At 72.2% G+C, this 16157-nt stretch carries 21 protein-coding genes and 3 tRNA genes; 14 read left to right on the plus strand and 10 right to left on the minus strand.

The window, feature by feature from the left end:
* Nucleotides 1-7 precede the first annotated feature (7 nt).
* From ACWEMJ_RS12545 to ACWEMJ_RS12560, 4 genes are all read left to right on the plus strand, one after another.
* Entirely contained in the window at nucleotides 8-424 is a 417-nt protein-coding gene (locus ACWEMJ_RS12545) for an SHOCT domain-containing protein (RefSeq protein ID WP_452136986.1), read from the plus strand.
* A 349-nt stretch (nucleotides 425-773) separates the two neighbouring features.
* A complete protein-coding gene (locus ACWEMJ_RS12550; RefSeq protein WP_452136987.1) occupies nucleotides 774-956 on the plus strand; it encodes a hypothetical protein in 183 nt (60 codons plus the stop codon).
* A gap of 130 nt (nucleotides 957-1086) precedes the next feature.
* Nucleotides 1087-1527: a sigma-70 region 4 domain-containing protein gene (locus ACWEMJ_RS12555; protein WP_452136988.1), complete on the plus strand. Its 441-nt coding sequence runs from the start codon at nucleotides 1087-1089 to the stop codon at nucleotides 1525-1527.
* 179 nt (nucleotides 1528-1706) lie between these two features.
* A complete protein-coding gene (locus tag ACWEMJ_RS12560; protein ID WP_452136989.1) occupies nucleotides 1707-2519 on the plus strand; it encodes an SAM-dependent methyltransferase in 813 nt (270 codons plus the stop codon).
* 10 nt (nucleotides 2520-2529) lie between these two features.
* Here the strand turns inward: ACWEMJ_RS12560 and ACWEMJ_RS12565 are convergent, their stop codons facing one another.
* Nucleotides 2530-3498: a helix-turn-helix domain-containing protein gene (locus tag ACWEMJ_RS12565; RefSeq protein WP_452136990.1), complete on the minus strand. Its 969-nt coding sequence runs from the start codon at nucleotides 3496-3498 to the stop codon at nucleotides 2530-2532.
* A 112-nt stretch (nucleotides 3499-3610) separates the two neighbouring features.
* Nucleotides 3611-3850 (minus strand): DUF397 domain-containing protein, encoded by a 240-nt coding sequence (locus ACWEMJ_RS12570; RefSeq protein ID WP_380484452.1) that lies wholly within the window; start codon nucleotides 3848-3850, stop codon nucleotides 3611-3613.
* A 332-nt stretch (nucleotides 3851-4182) separates the two neighbouring features.
* On the opposite strand from ACWEMJ_RS12570, the gene ACWEMJ_RS12575 reads away from it, so the two are divergent.
* A complete protein-coding gene (locus tag ACWEMJ_RS12575; RefSeq protein WP_452136991.1) occupies nucleotides 4183-4584 on the plus strand; it encodes a YccF domain-containing protein in 402 nt (133 codons plus the stop codon).
* Nucleotides 4585-4655: 71 nt separating this feature from the next.
* Entirely contained in the window at nucleotides 4656-5423 is a 768-nt protein-coding gene (locus tag ACWEMJ_RS12580) for a phosphotransferase enzyme family protein (protein WP_452136992.1), read from the plus strand.
* Here ACWEMJ_RS12580 and mug read toward each other — a convergent pair.
* A complete protein-coding gene (mug, locus tag ACWEMJ_RS12585; protein WP_452136993.1) occupies nucleotides 5409-5981 on the minus strand; it encodes a G/U mismatch-specific DNA glycosylase in 573 nt (190 codons plus the stop codon). The genes ACWEMJ_RS12580 and mug overlap by 15 nt on opposite strands.
* Nucleotides 5982-6106: 125 nt before the next feature.
* Between mug and ACWEMJ_RS12590 the strand changes: the two genes are divergently transcribed.
* On the plus strand, nucleotides 6107-6544 hold the full coding sequence (locus ACWEMJ_RS12590; protein WP_452136994.1) for a hypothetical protein: 438 nt from the start codon (nucleotides 6107-6109) through the stop codon (nucleotides 6542-6544).
* 10 nt (nucleotides 6545-6554) lie between these two features.
* On the opposite strand, the gene ACWEMJ_RS12595 is transcribed toward ACWEMJ_RS12590, so the two are convergent.
* The 5 genes from ACWEMJ_RS12595 to ACWEMJ_RS12615 all read right to left on the minus strand — a co-directional run bounded on the left by ACWEMJ_RS12595 (nucleotide 6555) and on the right by ACWEMJ_RS12615 (nucleotide 10434).
* A complete protein-coding gene (locus tag ACWEMJ_RS12595; protein WP_452136995.1) occupies nucleotides 6555-7145 on the minus strand; it encodes a hypothetical protein in 591 nt (196 codons plus the stop codon).
* Between the two features lie 46 nt (nucleotides 7146-7191).
* The gene (locus ACWEMJ_RS12600; RefSeq protein ID WP_452136996.1) at nucleotides 7192-7893 is read right to left on the minus strand and encodes a hypothetical protein; all 702 of its coding nucleotides are present in this window, start codon (nucleotides 7891-7893) and stop codon (nucleotides 7192-7194) included.
* Between the two features lie 115 nt (nucleotides 7894-8008).
* Nucleotides 8009-9415, minus strand: coding sequence for a hypothetical protein (locus ACWEMJ_RS12605; protein WP_452136997.1), 1407 nt, complete (start codon nucleotides 9413-9415; stop codon nucleotides 8009-8011).
* Complete coding sequence (locus ACWEMJ_RS12610; protein ID WP_452136998.1) at nucleotides 9415-9729, minus strand: hypothetical protein; 315 nt, start codon at nucleotides 9727-9729, stop codon at nucleotides 9415-9417. The genes ACWEMJ_RS12605 and ACWEMJ_RS12610 overlap by 1 nt, the downstream gene beginning before the upstream one ends.
* 216 nt (nucleotides 9730-9945) lie before the next feature.
* Entirely contained in the window at nucleotides 9946-10434 is a 489-nt protein-coding gene (locus ACWEMJ_RS12615) for a YajQ family cyclic di-GMP-binding protein (RefSeq protein WP_452136999.1), read from the minus strand.
* Nucleotides 10435-10648: 214 nt separating this feature from the next.
* On the opposite strand from ACWEMJ_RS12615, the gene ACWEMJ_RS12620 reads away from it, so the two are divergent.
* Nucleotides 10649-10729: transfer RNA gene (locus ACWEMJ_RS12620), tRNA-Tyr, on the plus strand.
* A gap of 274 nt (nucleotides 10730-11003) precedes the next feature.
* Here the strand turns inward: ACWEMJ_RS12620 and ACWEMJ_RS12625 are convergent.
* On the minus strand, nucleotides 11004-12254 hold the full coding sequence (locus ACWEMJ_RS12625) for a hydrolase (RefSeq protein WP_452137000.1): 1251 nt from the start codon (nucleotides 12252-12254) through the stop codon (nucleotides 11004-11006).
* Nucleotides 12255-12565: 311 nt separating this feature from the next.
* Here ACWEMJ_RS12625 and ACWEMJ_RS12630 point away from each other — a divergent pair.
* From ACWEMJ_RS12630 to ACWEMJ_RS12655, 6 genes are all read left to right on the plus strand, one after another.
* Nucleotides 12566-12638 (plus strand) — tRNA-Thr (locus ACWEMJ_RS12630).
* Nucleotides 12639-12680: 42 nt separating this feature from the next.
* Nucleotides 12681-12753 (plus strand) — tRNA-Met (locus ACWEMJ_RS12635).
* An 83-nt stretch (nucleotides 12754-12836) separates the two neighbouring features.
* Nucleotides 12837-13001: a 50S ribosomal protein L33 gene (gene rpmG / locus ACWEMJ_RS12640; RefSeq protein WP_006604855.1), complete on the plus strand. Its 165-nt coding sequence runs from the start codon at nucleotides 12837-12839 to the stop codon at nucleotides 12999-13001.
* A gap of 92 nt (nucleotides 13002-13093) precedes the next feature.
* On the plus strand, nucleotides 13094-13555 hold the full coding sequence (locus ACWEMJ_RS12645; protein ID WP_452137001.1) for an FAS1-like dehydratase domain-containing protein: 462 nt from the start codon (nucleotides 13094-13096) through the stop codon (nucleotides 13553-13555).
* Nucleotides 13552-13980 carry a MaoC family dehydratase gene (locus tag ACWEMJ_RS12650; protein ID WP_452137002.1) on the plus strand — a complete coding sequence of 143 codons (429 nt, stop codon included), beginning with the start codon at nucleotides 13552-13554 and terminating at the stop codon, nucleotides 13978-13980. The genes ACWEMJ_RS12645 and ACWEMJ_RS12650 overlap by 4 nt, the downstream gene beginning before the upstream one ends.
* Nucleotides 13981-14046: 66 nt before the next feature.
* Complete coding sequence (locus ACWEMJ_RS12655) at nucleotides 14047-15087, plus strand: UDP-N-acetylmuramate dehydrogenase (protein ID WP_452137003.1); 1041 nt, start codon at nucleotides 14047-14049, stop codon at nucleotides 15085-15087.
* Here ACWEMJ_RS12655 and ACWEMJ_RS12660 read toward each other — a convergent pair.
* On the minus strand, nucleotides 15084-16127 hold the full coding sequence (locus ACWEMJ_RS12660; RefSeq protein WP_452137004.1) for an adenosine deaminase: 1044 nt from the start codon (nucleotides 16125-16127) through the stop codon (nucleotides 15084-15086). The two genes, ACWEMJ_RS12655 and ACWEMJ_RS12660, sit on opposite strands and share 4 nt — an antisense overlap.
* Nucleotides 16128-16157 lie beyond the last annotated feature (30 nt).

The following is a 16157-nucleotide window of genomic DNA, read 5'->3' on the forward strand; positions in this document are numbered from 1 at the left end:
GAGCGTCATGGACTACCCGTTGCTCAACATCTTCTGGACGATGCTGGAGCTGTTCCTCTGGATCCTCTGGTTCTTCCTGCTGTTCAAGATCATCACGGACATCTTCCGCAGCCAGGACATGGGCGGCGGCGCGAAGGCCGGCTGGACCGTGCTGGTGATCCTGCTGCCCTTCCTCGGTGTGCTGGTCTACCTGATCGTCCGCGGCGGCTCCATGCACGAACGCGACATCGCCCAGGCCAAACAGGCGGACGCCGCGCTCCAGGACTACATCCGCCGCGCCGCCGGCACCGCGCCGCCCCAGGGCGCCTCCGCCGGGGCCGCCACCGGTCACGTGGACGACCTCGCCAGACTGGCCGAACTCCGCAACAGCGGCGCGCTCTCCGAGGAGGAGTACCAGCGCGCCAAGGACAAACTGCTCGCCTGACCGGCTCCCGTGAGGCCCGCCCCGGTGCGGGCCTCACGGCTGTGCGGCGATGGCCGCGGTTGATCGGATCCGAGTGCGCCGGGACCGGATCCGACCGGTCGAACCGGGCGTCCGACAGGGGGGATTGCGCAGGTCGATCGGCGGCGGATCGGACGCTCGCGGCCGGTAGATTCTGCTGCACGGCCACCCCCTCGAACGGGGGCTGCCCCGCCCGGTGCGGCAACACCGGACGAGGCGGTGCGGGCCGATCAGAGGAGGTAGCACACCTGTGAATGACCGACCCTCCCGGGAAAGCGCGAGGCTTCCCGAAGTCGTCCACGCTAGCAGGGCCGAACGCCCGGGCGTGGGATTGCGCAGGGTTCGCGCGGTCGCCGGCGCCGTCCGGCTGCGGGCCCTGCTGGCGGCGCCGCTGCTGGTCTGGGCGGTGACCGCCGCCGGCCCGATCGAGTGGGAGCGCGCCGCCCTGGTGCTCGGCCTGCTGCGGCTCTGCCGGGACGCCCACGTCGAGTGGAGCCGGACCGACCTGCGCTGACCCGACCGACGACCGCCCGGGCCGCCCGCTGCGGCACCCGGGCGGGCCGTCGTTCGTTCCACCTCGCACCGACCCACCCCACCCCGCCGCGCCCACGCCCCGTTCCGGGCTGACGTCGAAGGAGCCATGGGTGTCCCGTTCACACGAGCCCGCGACGGCCGACTGCGGCTACGACGCGTTCGTCCAACTCCACTGCCGCGGCTACCAGGCGTACGCCCGGGCCAGGCTCGGCGACGGCGCGCTGGCCGGCCGGGTGGTGGAACAGGTGCTGCGCCGCGCCGAGTCGAGCTGGACGCAGGCGCTGAACGACGGCCCGGCCGCGTTCACCTGGCGGGTGCTGCACGACAGCGTCACGCTCGCCAGCCGGCAGGCCTGCGACCTCGAACTGGACCGGCTGCACCGGGCGTTGCCCGCCCGGGTCGCCGACGCCGCGCTGCTGCACGGGCTGCTCGGCATGGCGCCGCGGGAGGCGGCCGAGCTGATGGGCCTCAACGAGCCGCAGCTGCACGTCCAGTTGATGGCGGCCCGGCGGATGCTGGCCGCCGGCGGAGGGGAGGGCGCCGAGGTCTGAACCGGGCGGACGGCGCGCGGCCCCGTAGCGCACGGCCGAGCCGCGTTCGCCACGCTTCGCCATACCCGTATGGGGTTTCACCCTTGCGGGTAGTTTGGCGTGGCCGCACGCGGCCGAAGCTCCGATGGTCCGTCAGAATTGCTGCGGTGCAGCGGAGTTGGAGCTTAGGGGTCGGTGGCGTGACCGAGGAAGCAGGAGCGTTTCCGCAGTTCGACCCGGAGCGGCCCAGCACGGCGCGGATGCACGACTGGCTGCTCGGCGGCCGGAACAACTACGACGCCGACCGGCTGGCCGGCGAGGAGCTGCTGCGGATCGCCCCGGGCGCGCGCGAACTCGCCCGCAGCAACCGGGAGTTCCTGATCCGGGCGGTGCGGCACATCGCCGGCCGGTACGGCATCCGGCAGTTCCTCGACCACGGCTCCGGCCTGCCGACCCGGGAGAACGTGCACCAGGTCGCCCAGGCCGTGCACGAGGACTGCAAGGTCGTCTACATCGACAACGACCCGATGGTGCTCTCCTACGGCCGCGCGCTGCTGGACGAGAACCCGAACGTGACGATCCTGCCCGCCGACCTGGTGGAGACCGAGCGGATCCGGGCGGCCGTGGAGGGCCGCATCGACTTCGCCCTGCCGGTCGCCGTGCTGTTCGTCTCCGTCCTGCACTGCCTGCCGGACAGCAAGGACCCGCGCGCCGTGATCGAGCGCACGGTGCGCCAACTGGCCGCCGGCAGCGTGGTGGTGGCCTGCCAGCTGGTCAGCGGCAGCGGCCGGATCCGCCGGCAGGTGAGCAGCCTGATGGCCGAGCGGACCGGCGGGCGCTGGGGCCGGGTGCGGACGGAGGAGGAGGTCCGGCGGTTCTTCGACGTCGACCGGCTCACCGTCCAGCGGCCGGGCCTGACCGACGTCGCGCACTGGACGCCGGAGGAGGCGCCGGAGGCCCGCCCGGCCGCCCGGGAGTGGTTCGAGTTCGGCGGGCTGGCCACCGTGGACTGAGCGGGGCGGCCTACCGGCGCGCGTGGTGGGCCCACAGCGCCTCGGCGATCAGCCGGCGGCTCTGGTCGCGGCCCGGCGCCAGGCGGACGGCGTCGTCGATCACCGTCCGCAGGTCCCGGAACTCGTCCGAGGAGGTCTCGCCCTCCAGCGGGCCCCGGTAGTAGTCGCCGCGCCCGGCCCACTCGTTGTAGATCACGGACGGCACCGCGAAGAGCTGGCCCTCGAAGTCCAGCCTGGTCAGCGAGGACACCTGCAGCGCCAGCGGTTGGTCCATCGGGATGACCCGCACGCCGATCCCGGGCGTCTCGACGTAGCGGAGCAGCAGCTCCAGCTGCTCCACCATCAGCTCGCGCGAGCCGATCACCTGGCGCAGCACGCTCTCCCGGATGAAGAACACCGAGCGCGGCGGCTGTGCGGCGAAGAACCGGCGGGTCCGCTCCGCGCGCAGTTTGACCACCTGCTCCGCCAGGTGCCGCTGGCTGGGCAGCAGGGTCTGCTCGGTGACCGCCCTGCGGTAGGCGTCGCTCTGCAGCAGGCCCGGGACGAAGCCGGTCTCCACCGAGTACAGCGCGGTGGCCCGACTCTCCAGCTCGCTCAGGCGCACCATGCCCTCCGGGACCGCGTCCCGGTAGGCGGTCCGGAACGAGGACGCCCAGCCGGGAACGGAGGCGTCCCGGGCCAGGCCCATCAGCTGGTCGAACCCGGGCCCGACCGGCACCCCCAGCTCCTTGAGGATCAGGGCGATCCCCTCCGGCTTGTCGATCCGGATCGCGCCCGCCTCGATCCGGGAGTAGACCGTGGCGGAGTAGCCGGTCCGCTTCGCCAGCCACTTCTGCGGCCGGTGGCCCCGGAGCGCCTTCAGCTGCGCGCCGAGCAGCATGGCCGGCAGCGGCCAGGATTCGCCCCCGCCGGCCATGGGCTGCGGGCGCCGGAACGGAACGACGTTCCCGCTGTCCCCATCACGTCCAGCTGCGGACATGAAATCCCCCTCGCGTCAATTAATCCAACCTCTGCGGGAAGGTGAATATAGCCGACGCGAGGGGGGTATGACGACAGGTCCCCATAGCGGAGAATGTCGTCAGCTCATGTGATTAGACGGCCATGTGATCGAATTCGCCATTTCGGGCGCCGTCGAGATATGCCGCGATCTCCTGGACGCTGAAGATCAGCGCCGGGCCCGACGGGTCCAGGCTGTGCCGGACGGCCACCCGGCCGTCGTCCATCTTGCGCATCTCCACGCACTGGCCCACGTTCGAGCTGCGCCGGGCCTTCACCCAGGGCGTCTTCGCCTCGATCAGGTCCGCCGCCATGCCGTTGGTGTACTCGCTCATACCAAGCGCCTCCTGTTGATGCGGTCGCCGGCGGAGCCCCTCCGGCGGACCGGAGGGGCTCTGCTGAGCGGCCTGCGCAATCCCGCGCGAAATTGCGCGGCTCGGGCGAGACGAAATCATTCACTGTCGGAATCGGGGCGCGCCATTCCCTGATGGGGTGAACCGCGGCGAGATCTGAACACTTGTTATCAGAGCTTGATCGAATCAGCTGCGGAATGGTCGGGCAGTTGGTCGGCCAACCGGAAAAGGGCGCCGTGCGGCGGCCTGCGGCGGGGTGTACTCGGGCGACAGGCCCTGGAGACGGCGGGGCCGGACCGTGGGACGCTGGAAGCATGAAGCTGATCAACTTCCTGCTCAACGTCATCTGGCTGCTGTTCTGCGGCCTGTGGATGGCGCTCGGGTACGCCCTCGCCGGGATCATCTGCTTCGTGCTGATCATCACGATCCCGTTCGGCATCGCGTCGTTCCGGCTGGCCGGGTTCATGCTGTGGCCGTTCGGCCGGACCACCGTGGTGCGCGCCGACGCCGGTGCGCCGTCCTGCGTGGGGAACGTGATCTGGCTGGTGTTCGCCGGGTGGTGGCTGGCGATCGGTCACATCGTGACGTCGATCCCGCTGTTCCTGTCGATCATCGGCATCCCGTTCGGCTGGGCGAACCTGAAGATGGTGCCGATCTCGCTCACCCCGCTGGGCCGTGAGGTGATCCGCACCGACGACGGATTCGGCGCCCGCTGACCGGAGAAAAGCGGTTGGCAGCCCCCGGGCGCCGGGGTAGAACCCTGCGTGGACAGAGGGGCGGGTGCGTGATGGACGGCGAGATCCTGGTCGGCGGCGTCAACCGGGTGGAGCGGGTCGGGGCACGGGTGCTGCGGCCGACCGGGCCGTGGTCGCCGGCCGTGCACGGGCTGCTCGGGCACCTGCGGGCCCACGGCTTCACCGCCGGGCCCGCCTTCCACGGGCTGACGGCGGACGGGCGGGAGATCCTCGACTTCCTGCCCGGCGAGGTCTCCGACTACCCGGCCACCCCCGCCGCCGCCTCCCGCACCGCCCTGCTGAGCGCGGCCCGGGTGCTGCGCGCCCTGCACGACGCTGGCGCCGGGTACGCGGCCGAGGGGTGGATGCTGCCCGCCCGCGAACCCGCCGAGGTGATCTGCCACGGCGACTACGCCCCGCACAACTGCGTACTGGACGGCGACCGGGTGGTCGGCGTGATCGACTTCGACACCGCGCACCCCGGCCCCCGGCTGTGGGACGTCGCCTTCGCGGTCTACCGCTGGGCCCCCACCACCGCCCCCGGGAACGCCGACGGCTTCGGCACGCCCGACGAACAGGCCGCCCGCGCCCGGGAGTTCTGCGACGCGTACGGCCTCGGCGCGGCCGACCGGGCCGGGCTGGTGGACGCGCTGGCGGCCCGACTGCACGCCCTGGTCGACTTCATGCGGGCCGAGGCCGCCGCCGGCAGCGCCGCGTTCGCCTCCCACCTGGCCGACGGGCACCACCTGATGTACCTCTCGGACGCCGCCTACGTGCTGCGCGAGCGGGAGCGCTTCGAGCGGGCGCTACTGGGCGGCTGACGCCTCCAGGTGCTCGCGCAGGGCACGGAACTCGGCGGTGATCCCGTCCACGGTGTAGTGCGCGTTCAGCCCGCTCGGGTTCGGCAGCACCCAGACCTCGGTGTCGCCGATCGTCTCCGGCTGCCGCCCGACCGCCGCCTTCGGGCGTCCGAACGCGGCCCGGTACGCGCCGATGCCGAGGACCGCGAGGACCCGCGGCCGCAGCCGCAGCACCCGTTCGACGAGGGCCTCGCCGCCCGCCCGGTACTCCTCGGCGGTCAGCTCGGCGGCCTTCGCGGTGGTGCGGGCTACCACGTTGGTGATGCCCAGGCCGAGCGCGAGCAGTTCCTCCTGCTCGTCCGGCCCCAACTGCCGCGGGGTGAAGCCGGACCGGTGCAGGGCCGGCCAGAAGCGGTTGCCCGGACGGGCGAAGTGGTGGCCGGTGGCGCCCGACCAGAGGCCCGGGTTGATGCCGCAGAACAGCACCCGCAGGCCGGGTGCGGCCACATCCGGGACAGTGGCGTCCTGGGCGGCGGCGAGCTGCTCGGCGGTCGGGCGGGGCGGGGGTGTGCGGGTCATCGGACCACTCTGCCGTACTCGTTGGCGGCCGCGCGTACTTGATCCGTTCATGCCGGGTATATCGGATGGATAGCCAGTTCGATTGTTTTCCGGACCAGATGACTTTTCGGGCCGAGAATGGGGTGGTGCCATACGAACTGAACGCCCTGATCGCCACCGATGAGCTGATCACCGTCGTGGCGGCCGAGCTCCCGATCGCGCGGGTCACCCGCCTGCCCCACGGGCTGGCGATCGTTCCGATGACGGACGAACTCCACCAGGCGCTCGCCCACCCGTCCACCGCGCCCGACTACGACTTCAAGCGGTTCCCCTCCGGCTTCGCCCTGCGCATCGCCGGCTGGTCCAAGGCCGCCCCGATCGGCTACGCCGAGATCGACGCCGAGCACCCCGCCGGCCGCCGCGCCGCCCTCTGGTACGACGGCCACATCACCCTCGGCCCGCTCACCCCCGCCGACGGCGACCCCCTGGCCCGCGTCCTCTCCGCCCTCGGCGCCCCGCCCACCGGCCTGCCCGAACTCACCGCCGCCCTCGACGCCCACCGCACCACCCCGCCGGAGGCCTGACCGGGCCGGCTCAGGCCGCCGCGATCCGGTCCGCGAGCCCGGCGTACCCGACCGGCTCGCCGCACACCCGCCGCACGGTGGCCAGGACTGCGCTGTCCCGCACCCGCCCGTCCGCCAGGGCCGCGCGGGAGGTCACGTAGAAGCTCCACTGCGCGACGTCCAGCGGGTCGTAGTCGGCGTGGCTGCGGGCGGTGTGCAGCGCGAAGACATAGACGTCGGCGTTGTACGACGGCTCCGCGGCCGTCCCGCCCTCCGGCGTCCAGACGCGCCCGCGCAGCCGGGAGAACTGGATCCGCGACAGCTCCCGCTGCCCCCACACCTGCAGGTAGGCGCTGGTCTTCACCTCGATCCGCAGCCCGCCCGGCGCCAGCACGTCGAAGCACTCCCACTCCTGGTTGCGGACGGTCGCGCCGACCGCCCGGTGCACCAGGAACTCCGCGAGCAGCCCGCGCGTGGTGTTCGTCCGCAGATCGGGCATCGCGTACCGCCAGAAGTCCAACACCGACCCGGCATCCGCGCCCCGAAACCCCTCACTGCCGTCCAACGGCGCCAGCACGGCGGGCGCCAACCACCCGTCGGGCAGAGGCAGTCCGAGCGTCATCTGCCCACCCTCCCACGGCAGATGGGGCCGCGAACGGCGGAGCAGCTCATTGCCCGTCGTACCGGACGGCGACGCCGCCGAGTTCCTTCGCCACCTGGTCGGCGAGTTCGTGATCGCAGAGGTTGATCGACCAGTTCGCGGCCGTGGCCAGGGCTGCCGGCACTCCGCGATGGGCGACGGCGGAGCGCAGCGCCCTGTCCCGGTCGGTGTCGCTGCCGTAGAGCCGCAGGGTCGCGCAGTTGGGGGGACGGCCGACCTTGCCCCCGGTGCGGCAGGTCAGTGAGCCGGCGGCTCCGGGTTTCCGCTCCTCGCAGCCGACGGCGGCGTCGAGGGCCGCGGTGAGCCGGTCGACGCTGTCGTATCGGGGCGAGGCCGGGATCGACGGCAGCGGGTGGTCGGGGATCTCCTGCTCGTCACCGGGGAGTACGACGCCGCCGAGGGCCTGGGCGATCTGCGGTGCGAAGGCGGGGTCGACGACGTTGATGCGCCAGTTCCCGGCGGCCACGAAGGTCTGGTGGAACTCCGTGCGCCCCGCTGCGATCGCGTCCCCGATGTCGTCCCGTGTGTAGCGGCTCGGGTCGAACACATCCACGACGTACTCGAAGCTGCTGCCGCCGAGGGCCGCAGTGCAGCCGATCCGCGACCCCCCGTTAATCGTGTTGCTCAACGTGACGCCGCACGGGATGCCTGCCTTGCCGAGCACATCCACGACGGCGTCCGCGCTGGTGAACTGAGGTGCGGTTGGCACGTTCGAGGGCATGGGGACGCGTGGCGGCGGACCGCCGCTTCCACAAGAGGCCAGGGAAGCGGCGGACAGCAGCATGAGCAGCGTTCGGACGAGGTTGGGCCGGCGCATCAGGTGCTCAGCCTGCCGGTGGTACGGGGGCCGGGCCGGGGCTCGGCGCCGGCACACCGGGTGCCGGCGCGGGTGATGTGCCCGGCGGGGGGAGGACCGGTGGACGGGGTTGGTCCGGGGGCAGCGGGGCGGTGCCGCGTTCGCCGGTGCTCACTCCCGGACCGGCGTAGATCGGGTTCACGTTGACGTTGTGATCGTTGGGAGTCCGGGCCGCGAGCTCGTCGAGGGCCTTGCGTCGCTCCGCCTCGGGCAGGTTGTTCCACGCGTCCGCGTCGCGCAGCGATTGCTGCAGACCGTCCCAGTTGTCCGAGCGGTCCTTGATGGCTGCGCCGCGGTGTGAACCGTCGTCGCCGTACAGGGCGTTGGAGTCGCGCACCTGGGGTGTGTCGGCCGCGTACAGCAGGAACAGCTGCTTGTCGGTGCCGGCCCCGTGCGGGTTCTTCTGGAGCTGCTGCAGGTAGTAGGCGCTCAGCCGGACGTCCTCGCTCGGGTTCTCCTCGATGTACTTCGCCAGCTGGGAGTCGCTGAGGCCGGAGAGGCCTGCGAACGCGTTCGGGTTGTCCCTGATCACGCTCCGGGCGGTCGCGAGCTTGACGTGGGTGATGCCGAGGGACTTGTCCGGCTTGAGGCTCTCCTCCGCGGACCAGTTGGCCATGCGCCCCGCAGCGGTCAGCGGTCCGTCCAGGCCGGGTTCCTGGTTCTGGTACCACTGCTGCTCCTGCCACATGATGGCGAGCAGCAGGTCCGTGCTGATGCCGGTCTCGGCGGATGCCCGGCGGGCCGCCTCGATCATCTCGGGTGGGACGTTGATCCGATGGGGCCCGTTCTGCGCGCTCTGCAGCCGCATGGCGATCGCGAGCGCGCTGTTGCCGTCGCGGTCGAGTGCTTCCTGGACTGTCTTGGAGCTTTCGACGACGGCCAGTTGGGCCAGGGTGCGAAGCTCGTCGGCTGCTGTCGTGTCCGCAGCGCCGGCGTCGCGCAGCGCCGCGGTGATCAGAGCCTGCGCCCGGTCGATCTGCTCGCCGAGGTCCGCGGCCCCGGCAGGGCCGGTGAGCACAGGGTCGGTGTAGACGCTGCCGTCCTGACGGACCTTCAGCTGATGGCCGTGAGCGAAGTCGAGCGCCCCGTGCAGGGCTCGCTGGGCGTTCGCCATTGCGGTGGCGAGTCGGTCGTAGACCTTGGCGAGGTCGCGCATGGAGAGGGCCGCGGCCTCGTAGGCGTCCGCATGCCGGGCGAAGCGGGTTCGGGCGGAGTCCCCGGCCGGGCTCACCCACGCGCTGCCGAGAGTGCGGGCGACCTCCTCGCGTGCGACCGCGGCCACGTTTTCGCAGTGCCTGGCCGTGGTCAGCGCGTCGTCGCACGCCTTCTGCCAGAGCTGAGGCTGAGCGCGATCCAGATCGTCGAGTGTCAGCATCAGGCACCCCGCAGCCACTGGGCGTCACCGGAGAGCGCTTCGGCCGTCCGGCCGTCCGTGGCGACGTAGTTGTTCGCCGATGCCCTGAGCGCTTCGGCGGCTGCTTCGACCTCGTCCGCCTCCTTGTGCAGGCGGTCCCTCCAGGCGGTGACGCACTGGGAGTTGGCGCCGGCCGCCTGCCATCCGCGATGTGCGCTGCCCGCTGTCTCCGCGTCATCCAGCATGAACCCCCGGCGGCTGTCCGCGCCGGCCTCCAGCATGGAGGCGGCTGCACGTCGGACGCTGCCCGGATCGATGTCGATGTCGGCTCGCAAGTCATCCCCCCAAGGTGACTCGTTGTGCATCGATCTTGACGTTCGGTAGGACGAGCCCGGTTCGTGGACGGTTCCCGAGCATGCAGATCTCCGGACTGCGGGCCGTGTGCCTCGGCCCGACGGCCGACGTCGGGGGCCCCCGCGAACGGCGAAAGGGCGCGCCGGGGGACCGGTGCGCCCTTTCGGTGCCGGGGGTCCGGCAGCGTCGCTGTCGGGTCAGCGGTAGTTGACGAACTGCAGGGCGAAGTCGAGGTCCTTGCCCTTCAGCAGGGCCTGGACGGCCTGCAGGTCGTCGCGCGACTTCGAGGTGACCCGCAGCTCGTCGCCCTGGACCTGGGCCTTGACGCCCTTGGGGCCCTCGTCGCGGATGATCTTCGCCACCTTCTTGGCATCCTCGGTGGTGATGCCCTCCTTGATGTCGGCGAAGATCTTGTACTCCTTGCCGGACAGGTGCGGCTCGGCCGCGTCCAGCGCCTTCAGCGACAGCCCGCGCTTCACGAACTTGGTCTGCAGCACGTCCAGGATCGCCCGGACCCGCTCCTCGCCGTTGGCCTTCATCTCGATCTTCTCGCCGGACCGCTTGATCTCGGCGCCCACGTTCTTGAAGTCGAAGCGGGTGGCGATCTCGCGGGAGGTCTGGTTGATCGCGTTGTCGACCTCCTGCCACTCGACCTTCGAGACGATGTCGAAACTGGAGTCGGCCATGGGTGTTGGTCTCCTTGAACTACTGGCTGCACGGTCTGCGCCACCCGCCACCGGCGGGCGACGCCCCAGCCTATCCAGCCCCCCGCGCCACTGCCCGCAGCAGCTCGCGCCCGACCTTGATCATCACGTGACGAAACAAGTGGCAGACCACCCCCCAACATCGGGTATCGTTTACGACGTCGAACGGGGCAGCGCCCCACGAGACACCATCCCTGGCGGGTTGCCCGAGCGGCCAAAGGGAGCAGACTGTAAATCTGTCGCGCAAGCTACGCAGGTTCGAACCCTGCACCCGCCACTGGATAGTGGAACAGCCCCCGAGCTGCGGAGACGCAGAGCGGGGGCTTTTTCGTTGGCCGGGGAGGGGGTGGGGTCGCGAGCATGGGCGGTATGGAGTTTCCCGGGGGGCGGCCGGTGGCGCCGCGGATGTTGTTGGTTCGGCGGGTCGGCTGGTTTGTGCTGGAGCGGCCGGTGTTCGTGGCCGCGGGCTGTGTGTTCCGGGTGACGCGGGATGCTCTGGTGGTCGAGCATCCTTCGGGGGAGCGGCGGCGGTATCCGGGGGAGGTGGTCCGTTAGCCGGGGTGGTTCTGGCGGGGGAGGGCGAGGGCCACGGTGTCGGCGAATTCGCGGACGGCGCTGGTGCGGGAGACGACGCGGCCGCAGTGGACGACCAGGCGGGAGTGGCCGCCGGCGAAGGCGCCGATCAGGCTGTCGCCGCGGACGGCGAGGAGTTCGGCGGGGAAGCCGGCGTCGACGCGGACGGGGGGCAGGCCGAGGGCGGCGCGGGCCTGGGTGGAGACGGCGTCGTAGGCGGCTTCGGGGGAGAGCGCGCCCCCGGCGGCGAGCAGGCGGGCGGTGTCGAGGGGGTCGGCCCGGCCGACGGGGTTGGCGGCGTCGCGGAGGCTGCCCGCGCCGGCCGTGAGGGAGACCCTGGCGTGGGCCAACTCGCGTACCAGGGAGGGGTGCAGGCCGGGCGGCGGCCCTTCGAGGCCGGTGCAGCCGCCGTTCTGCGGGAGGCAGGCGACGCGCATCCCGGAGTCGGCAAGGACGGTGGAGCCGCCGGGCGGGAGTGCGCTGCACGGCCCGAGGGTGACCCGCGGCCGGTGCGGGGCCAGCGCGGCGACCAGGCGGGCCAGCTGGGCGCGGTCGGCGGCGTCGGTGTGCAGGTCGACCGGGCAGTCGGCCTCGGCAGCGGCGCCGAGCAGGATCTGCACGTAACCGATCGGGTCGGGGTCGAGGTCGGGGCAGCCGCCGGCCGCGTCCGCGCCGAGTTTGAGGGCGTCGCGCAGCTGGGCCCGCCCGTCGGCGCCGGCCAGGCCGGTGAGCAGCCGGGGCATCGCGACGGCCTGGAGTTCGGCGAGCCCGCGCAGCGACTGACGGGCGGTGAGGACGGCCTCCAGCCGCCCGAGTCCGTGCACGTCGCCGATCCGGACGTGGGTGCGCTGGGCGGTGGCCCCGTAGCCGAGCGAGGTGAGCGCGGCCTCGGTGACCCGGCGGACCACGTCCGCGGGCCCGTCCGGCGGCGGCGCGGGCAGGGCGGCGGAGAACGCGTCGTCGTAGTGGCCGTGCGGTTCGGCGGGGGCGGGCAGCAGCAGGTAGCCGGAGAGGTCGATGCGGGCACCGGTGGTGACGGTGGGCTGGCCGGGCAGCGCGGGCAGCGGGCCGAGGCTGCCGACGGTGCCGACGGCCTGGATGCGGTCGCCGCTGATCCGGACGTCCACCACTCGGCCGTCGATCAGCCGGGCTCCGGTGAGCAGCAGGACCGGCCCGTGCCCGAGCGGGTTGGCGCCCGGCGGCCGGTCGCCGTCGCTGGGTTCGCTCATCGGCCCGTTCCCTCCAGTCCCGTTGACCGCCCGGCGGCCCTGGGGCCGGGTTGCGGGGGCGGCCTGCGGCGCGCCCCCGCGAGAGGTCGCTGACGGCCGAGCCTATGGCGCGCCCGGCCGGGACGCTCGGACCCCGGGTCGTCGCCCGTGTCGTGGGAGGGCGGCCTTGGCGAAGGGCCGGTTCCGGTTGCGCCGGGGGTCGAACGGGTGTCGGGTGGCGGCTCGTCAGTGCGGCCCCGCCGACCTGCGGAGATCGGCCGCGGATACGGATTTCACCTCTGGCCCGGAACCGTGTAATCTCTTCCTCGTTCGCCCCTATAGCTCAGTCGGTAGAGCGTCTCCATGGTAAGGAGAAGGTCTGCGGTTCGATTCCGCATGGGGGCTCTGGTGAAAGGCTCCTCGCTCCGGTGGGGTTCCGATCATCAAAGCGGTGTAGCTCAGTTGGTAGAGCAAGCGGCTCATAATCGCTGTGTCACCGGTTCAAGTCCGGTCACCGCTACCCCGCGTAGTCGATCGGGGGTACTACTCCCGATCGGCTACTCTTGTCTGTGTTCTTATTCGTTGTCCCAGGAAGGCACTCCCGTGGCTGCCACCGACGTCCGCCCGAAGATCACGCTGGCCTGCGTGGAGTGCAAGGAGCGGAACTACATCACCAAGAAGAACCGGCGCAACGACCCGGACCGTCTTGAGATGAAGAAGCACTGCCCGCGTTGCAACTCTCACACGGCGCACCGCGAGACCCGCTGACTTTGCCTCGACTCCAGGCCGCTCCCCACTACGGGGCGCGGCCTGGAGTCATTTCTGCACATGGTTCCGACGCACCATCGGAGGATTTGCGCATGCCGCTCGACCCCTCGTTCATCGGGCGGACGTACCCGCCCACCGCGCCGTACGAGGTCGGCCGGGAGAAGATCCGCGAGTTCGCCGCCGCGATCGGCGACGCGAACCCGGCGTACACCGACGCCGAGGCCGCCAAGTCGCTCGGCCACCCGGACGTGATCGCCCCGCCGACCTTCCCCTTCATGCTGTCCTTCCAGGCGGCGGCGCAGGTGGTGAACGACCCGGAGCTGGGGCTCGACTACAGCCGGGTGGTGCACGGCGACCAGAAGTTCCTGTACTCCCGCCCGGCCCGGGTCGGCGACCGGCTCTCGGTGACGGTCTCCATCGACGCGATCAAGTCGCTGGCCGGCAACGACGTGCTGACCGTCCGCGGTGAGGTGCACGACGCCAGCGGCGAGCACGTGGTGACGTCGATCATGACGCTGGTGGCCCGCGCCGCCGACGAAGCCGGGGAGGAGTGACCGTGACGGTCCGCTTTGACGAGGTCCAGGTCGGCACCGAGCTGCCGGCCCAGTCGTTCCCGGTGACCCGGGCCACGCTGGTCCAGTACGCGGGGGCGTCGGGGGACTTCAACCCGATCCACTGGAACGAGAAGTTCGCCCGCGAGGTCGGCCTGCCGGACGTGATCGCGCACGGCATGTTCACCATGGCCGAGGCCGCCCGGGTGGTCACCGACTGGGTCGGCGACCCGGCCGCGGTGGTCGAGTACGGCGTCCGCTTCACCAAGCCGGTGGTCGTCCCGAACGACGGCGTCGGCGCCACCATCGAGGTCACTGGCAAGGTCGCCGCGCTGCTGGACGGCAACCGGGTGCGGGTGGACCTGGTGGCGACCAGCGACGGCCAGAAGGTGCTGGGCATGTCCCGCGCCGTGGTCCAGCTGGCCTGAGCCGGCGCCCCCGGGGCCGGCGGCCGCAGCCGACCGGCCCGTGCGGCGGACGGTTACGCTGGGGCGGTGATTGAGCAGATGGACGCACCGCTGGCCCCGTTGACGACGCTGCGCCTCGGCGGCCCCGCCCGCCGCCTGGTGACGGCCGAGACGGACGCCGAGGTGGTCGCCGCGGTCCGCGCCGCCGACCGGGCCGGCGAGCCGCTGCTGGTGATCGGCGGCGGCTCCAACCTGGTGATCGCCGACGCGGGCTTCCCCGGCACCGTCCTGCGGATCGCCACCACCGGGTTCACGCTCGACGGCACCCTGCTGGAGCTCGCCGCTGGCGAGGTCTGGTCGGACGCGGTGGCCCGCACCGTCGACGCCGGCCTCGCGGGCATCGAGTTCCTGGCCGGCATCCCGGGCTCGGCCGGCGCGACCCCGGTGCAGAACGTCGGCGCGTACGGCCAGGAGGTCGCCGAGACCATCACCGAGGTGGTCGCCCACGACCGCCTGCTCGACGAGACGGTGACGCTGACCGGCGCCGAGTGCGCCTTCTCCTACCGGCACAGCCGCTTCAAGGCCGACCCGGACCGCTACGTGGTGCTGCGGGTCCGCTTCCGGCTCGCCGACGAGGGCGGGCTGTCCTCCCCGGTGAAGTACGCCGAGGTGGCCCGCTCGCTGGGCGTCGAGGCCGGGGCGCGGGTGAAGCTCGCCGAGGCGCACGCCGAGGTGCTGCGGCTGCGGGCCGGCAAGGGCATGGTGCTCGACCCCGCCGACCACGACACCTGGTCGGCCGGCTCCTTCTTCACCAACCCCGTCCTGACGGACGCCCAATTCGCGGAGTTCACCGCCCGGTTGGGCGGTCTTGAGGCCCCCGGCTACCCGGCCGGCGCGGGCCGCACCAAGACCTCGGCGGCCTGGCTGATCGACAACGCCGGCTTCCGCAAGGGCCACGGCGCCGGCCCCGCCACGCTCTCCACCAAGCACACCCTGGCCCTCACCAACCGCGGCTCGGCCACCACCGAGGACCTGCTCGCCCTCGCCCGCGAGGTGCGGGACGGCGTGCGCGCGGCCTTCGGGGTGGACCTGGTCAACGAGCCGGTGATGGTCGGCGTCAGCCTCTAGAGCGAAACGGCCGGGACGGGCTCGTCCACCAGCCAGGCGTCGATGTCCGCCAGCAGCTCCTTGACGACGTGCTCTGGCGCCCGCGAGGAGCGCACCGACTGCCGTGCCAGCTCGGCCAGTTCGGCGTCGGTGAACCCGTGCGACGTGCGGGCCAGGGTGTACTGGTCGGCCAGCCGGGAGCCGAACAGCAGCGGGTCGTCGGCGCCCAGCGCCAGCGGCACCCCGGCCTCGAACAGGGTGCGCAGCGGGACGTCCTCGGGCCGCTCGTAGACGCCGAGCGCGACGTTCGAGGCCGGGCAGACCTCGCAGGTGACCTGCCGGTCGGCGAGTCGCTGCAGCAGCCGCGGGTCCTCGGCGGCCCGCACGCCGTGGCCGATCCGCCCGGCGCCCAGGTCGTCCAGGCAGTCGCGGACCGAACCCGGCCCGGCCAGCTCCCCGCCGTGCGGCGCGGCCAGCAGCCCGCCGCTCCGGGCGATCGCGAACGCCCGGTCGAAGTCCCGTGCCAGGCCCCGCCGTTCGTCGTTCGACAGGCCGAAGCCGATGACGCCCCGATCGGTGTAGCGGACGGCCAGCCGGGCCAGCGTGCGGGCGTCCATCGGCGACTTCATCCGGTTCGCCGCGACCAGCACCCGGATGCCCACCCCGGTGGCCTCGGAGGCCTCCCGGACGGCGTCCAGGATCAGCTCCAGGGTCGGGGTGAGGCCGCCCAGCAGCGGCGCGTACGAGGTCGGGTCGACCTGGATCTCCAGCCAGCGGGAGCCGTCGGCCCGCTCGTCCTCGGCGGTCTCCAGGACCAGCCGGCGGATGTCGGACTCGTCGCGCAGGCAGGAGCGCGCGGTGTCGTACAGCCGCTGGAACCGGAACCAGCCGCGTTCGTCGGTCGCCCGGAGTTTCGGCGGACGGCCCGAACTGAGCGCCTCCGGCAGCCGGACGCCGTGCTTGTCGGCCAGCTCCAGCAGCGTCGCGGGGCGCATCGAACCGGTGAAATGCAGGTGGAGGTGAGCCTTCGGGAGGCTCCGGACATCACGCAGGCGATCCATTCACCGATCCTGCCGCATAACCCGCCGAAA

The organism is Kitasatospora sp. NPDC004531 (assembly GCF_053602195.1).

Coding starts and splice junctions, on each gene's coding strand:
- ACWEMJ_RS12545 (WP_452136986.1), top strand. CDS start 8: ATGGACTACCCGTTGCTCAACATCTTCTGGACGATGCTGGAGCTGTTC.
- ACWEMJ_RS12565 (WP_452136990.1), bottom strand. CDS start 3,498: ATGTCCGCAGCTGGACGTGATGGGGACAGCGGGAACGTCGTTCCGTTC.
- ACWEMJ_RS12570 (WP_380484452.1), bottom strand. CDS start 3,850: ATGAGCGAGTACACCAACGGCATGGCGGCGGACCTGATCGAGGCGAAG.
- ACWEMJ_RS12575 (WP_452136991.1), top strand. CDS start 4,183: ATGAAGCTGATCAACTTCCTGCTCAACGTCATCTGGCTGCTGTTCTGC.
- ACWEMJ_RS12580 (WP_452136992.1), top strand. CDS start 4,656: ATGGACGGCGAGATCCTGGTCGGCGGCGTCAACCGGGTGGAGCGGGTC.
- mug (WP_452136993.1), bottom strand. CDS start 5,981: ATGACCCGCACACCCCCGCCCCGCCCGACCGCCGAGCAGCTCGCCGCC.
- ACWEMJ_RS12595 (WP_452136995.1), bottom strand. CDS start 7,145: ATGACGCTCGGACTGCCTCTGCCCGACGGGTGGTTGGCGCCCGCCGTG.
- ACWEMJ_RS12605 (WP_452136997.1), bottom strand. CDS start 9,415: ATGCTGACACTCGACGATCTGGATCGCGCTCAGCCTCAGCTCTGGCAG.
- ACWEMJ_RS12615 (WP_452136999.1), bottom strand. CDS start 10,434: ATGGCCGACTCCAGTTTCGACATCGTCTCGAAGGTCGAGTGGCAGGAG.
- ACWEMJ_RS12625 (WP_452137000.1), bottom strand. CDS start 12,254: ATGAGCGAACCCAGCGACGGCGACCGGCCGCCGGGCGCCAACCCGCTC.
- ACWEMJ_RS12645 (WP_452137001.1), top strand. CDS start 13,094: ATGCCGCTCGACCCCTCGTTCATCGGGCGGACGTACCCGCCCACCGCG.
- ACWEMJ_RS12660 (WP_452137004.1), bottom strand. CDS start 16,127: ATGGATCGCCTGCGTGATGTCCGGAGCCTCCCGAAGGCTCACCTCCAC.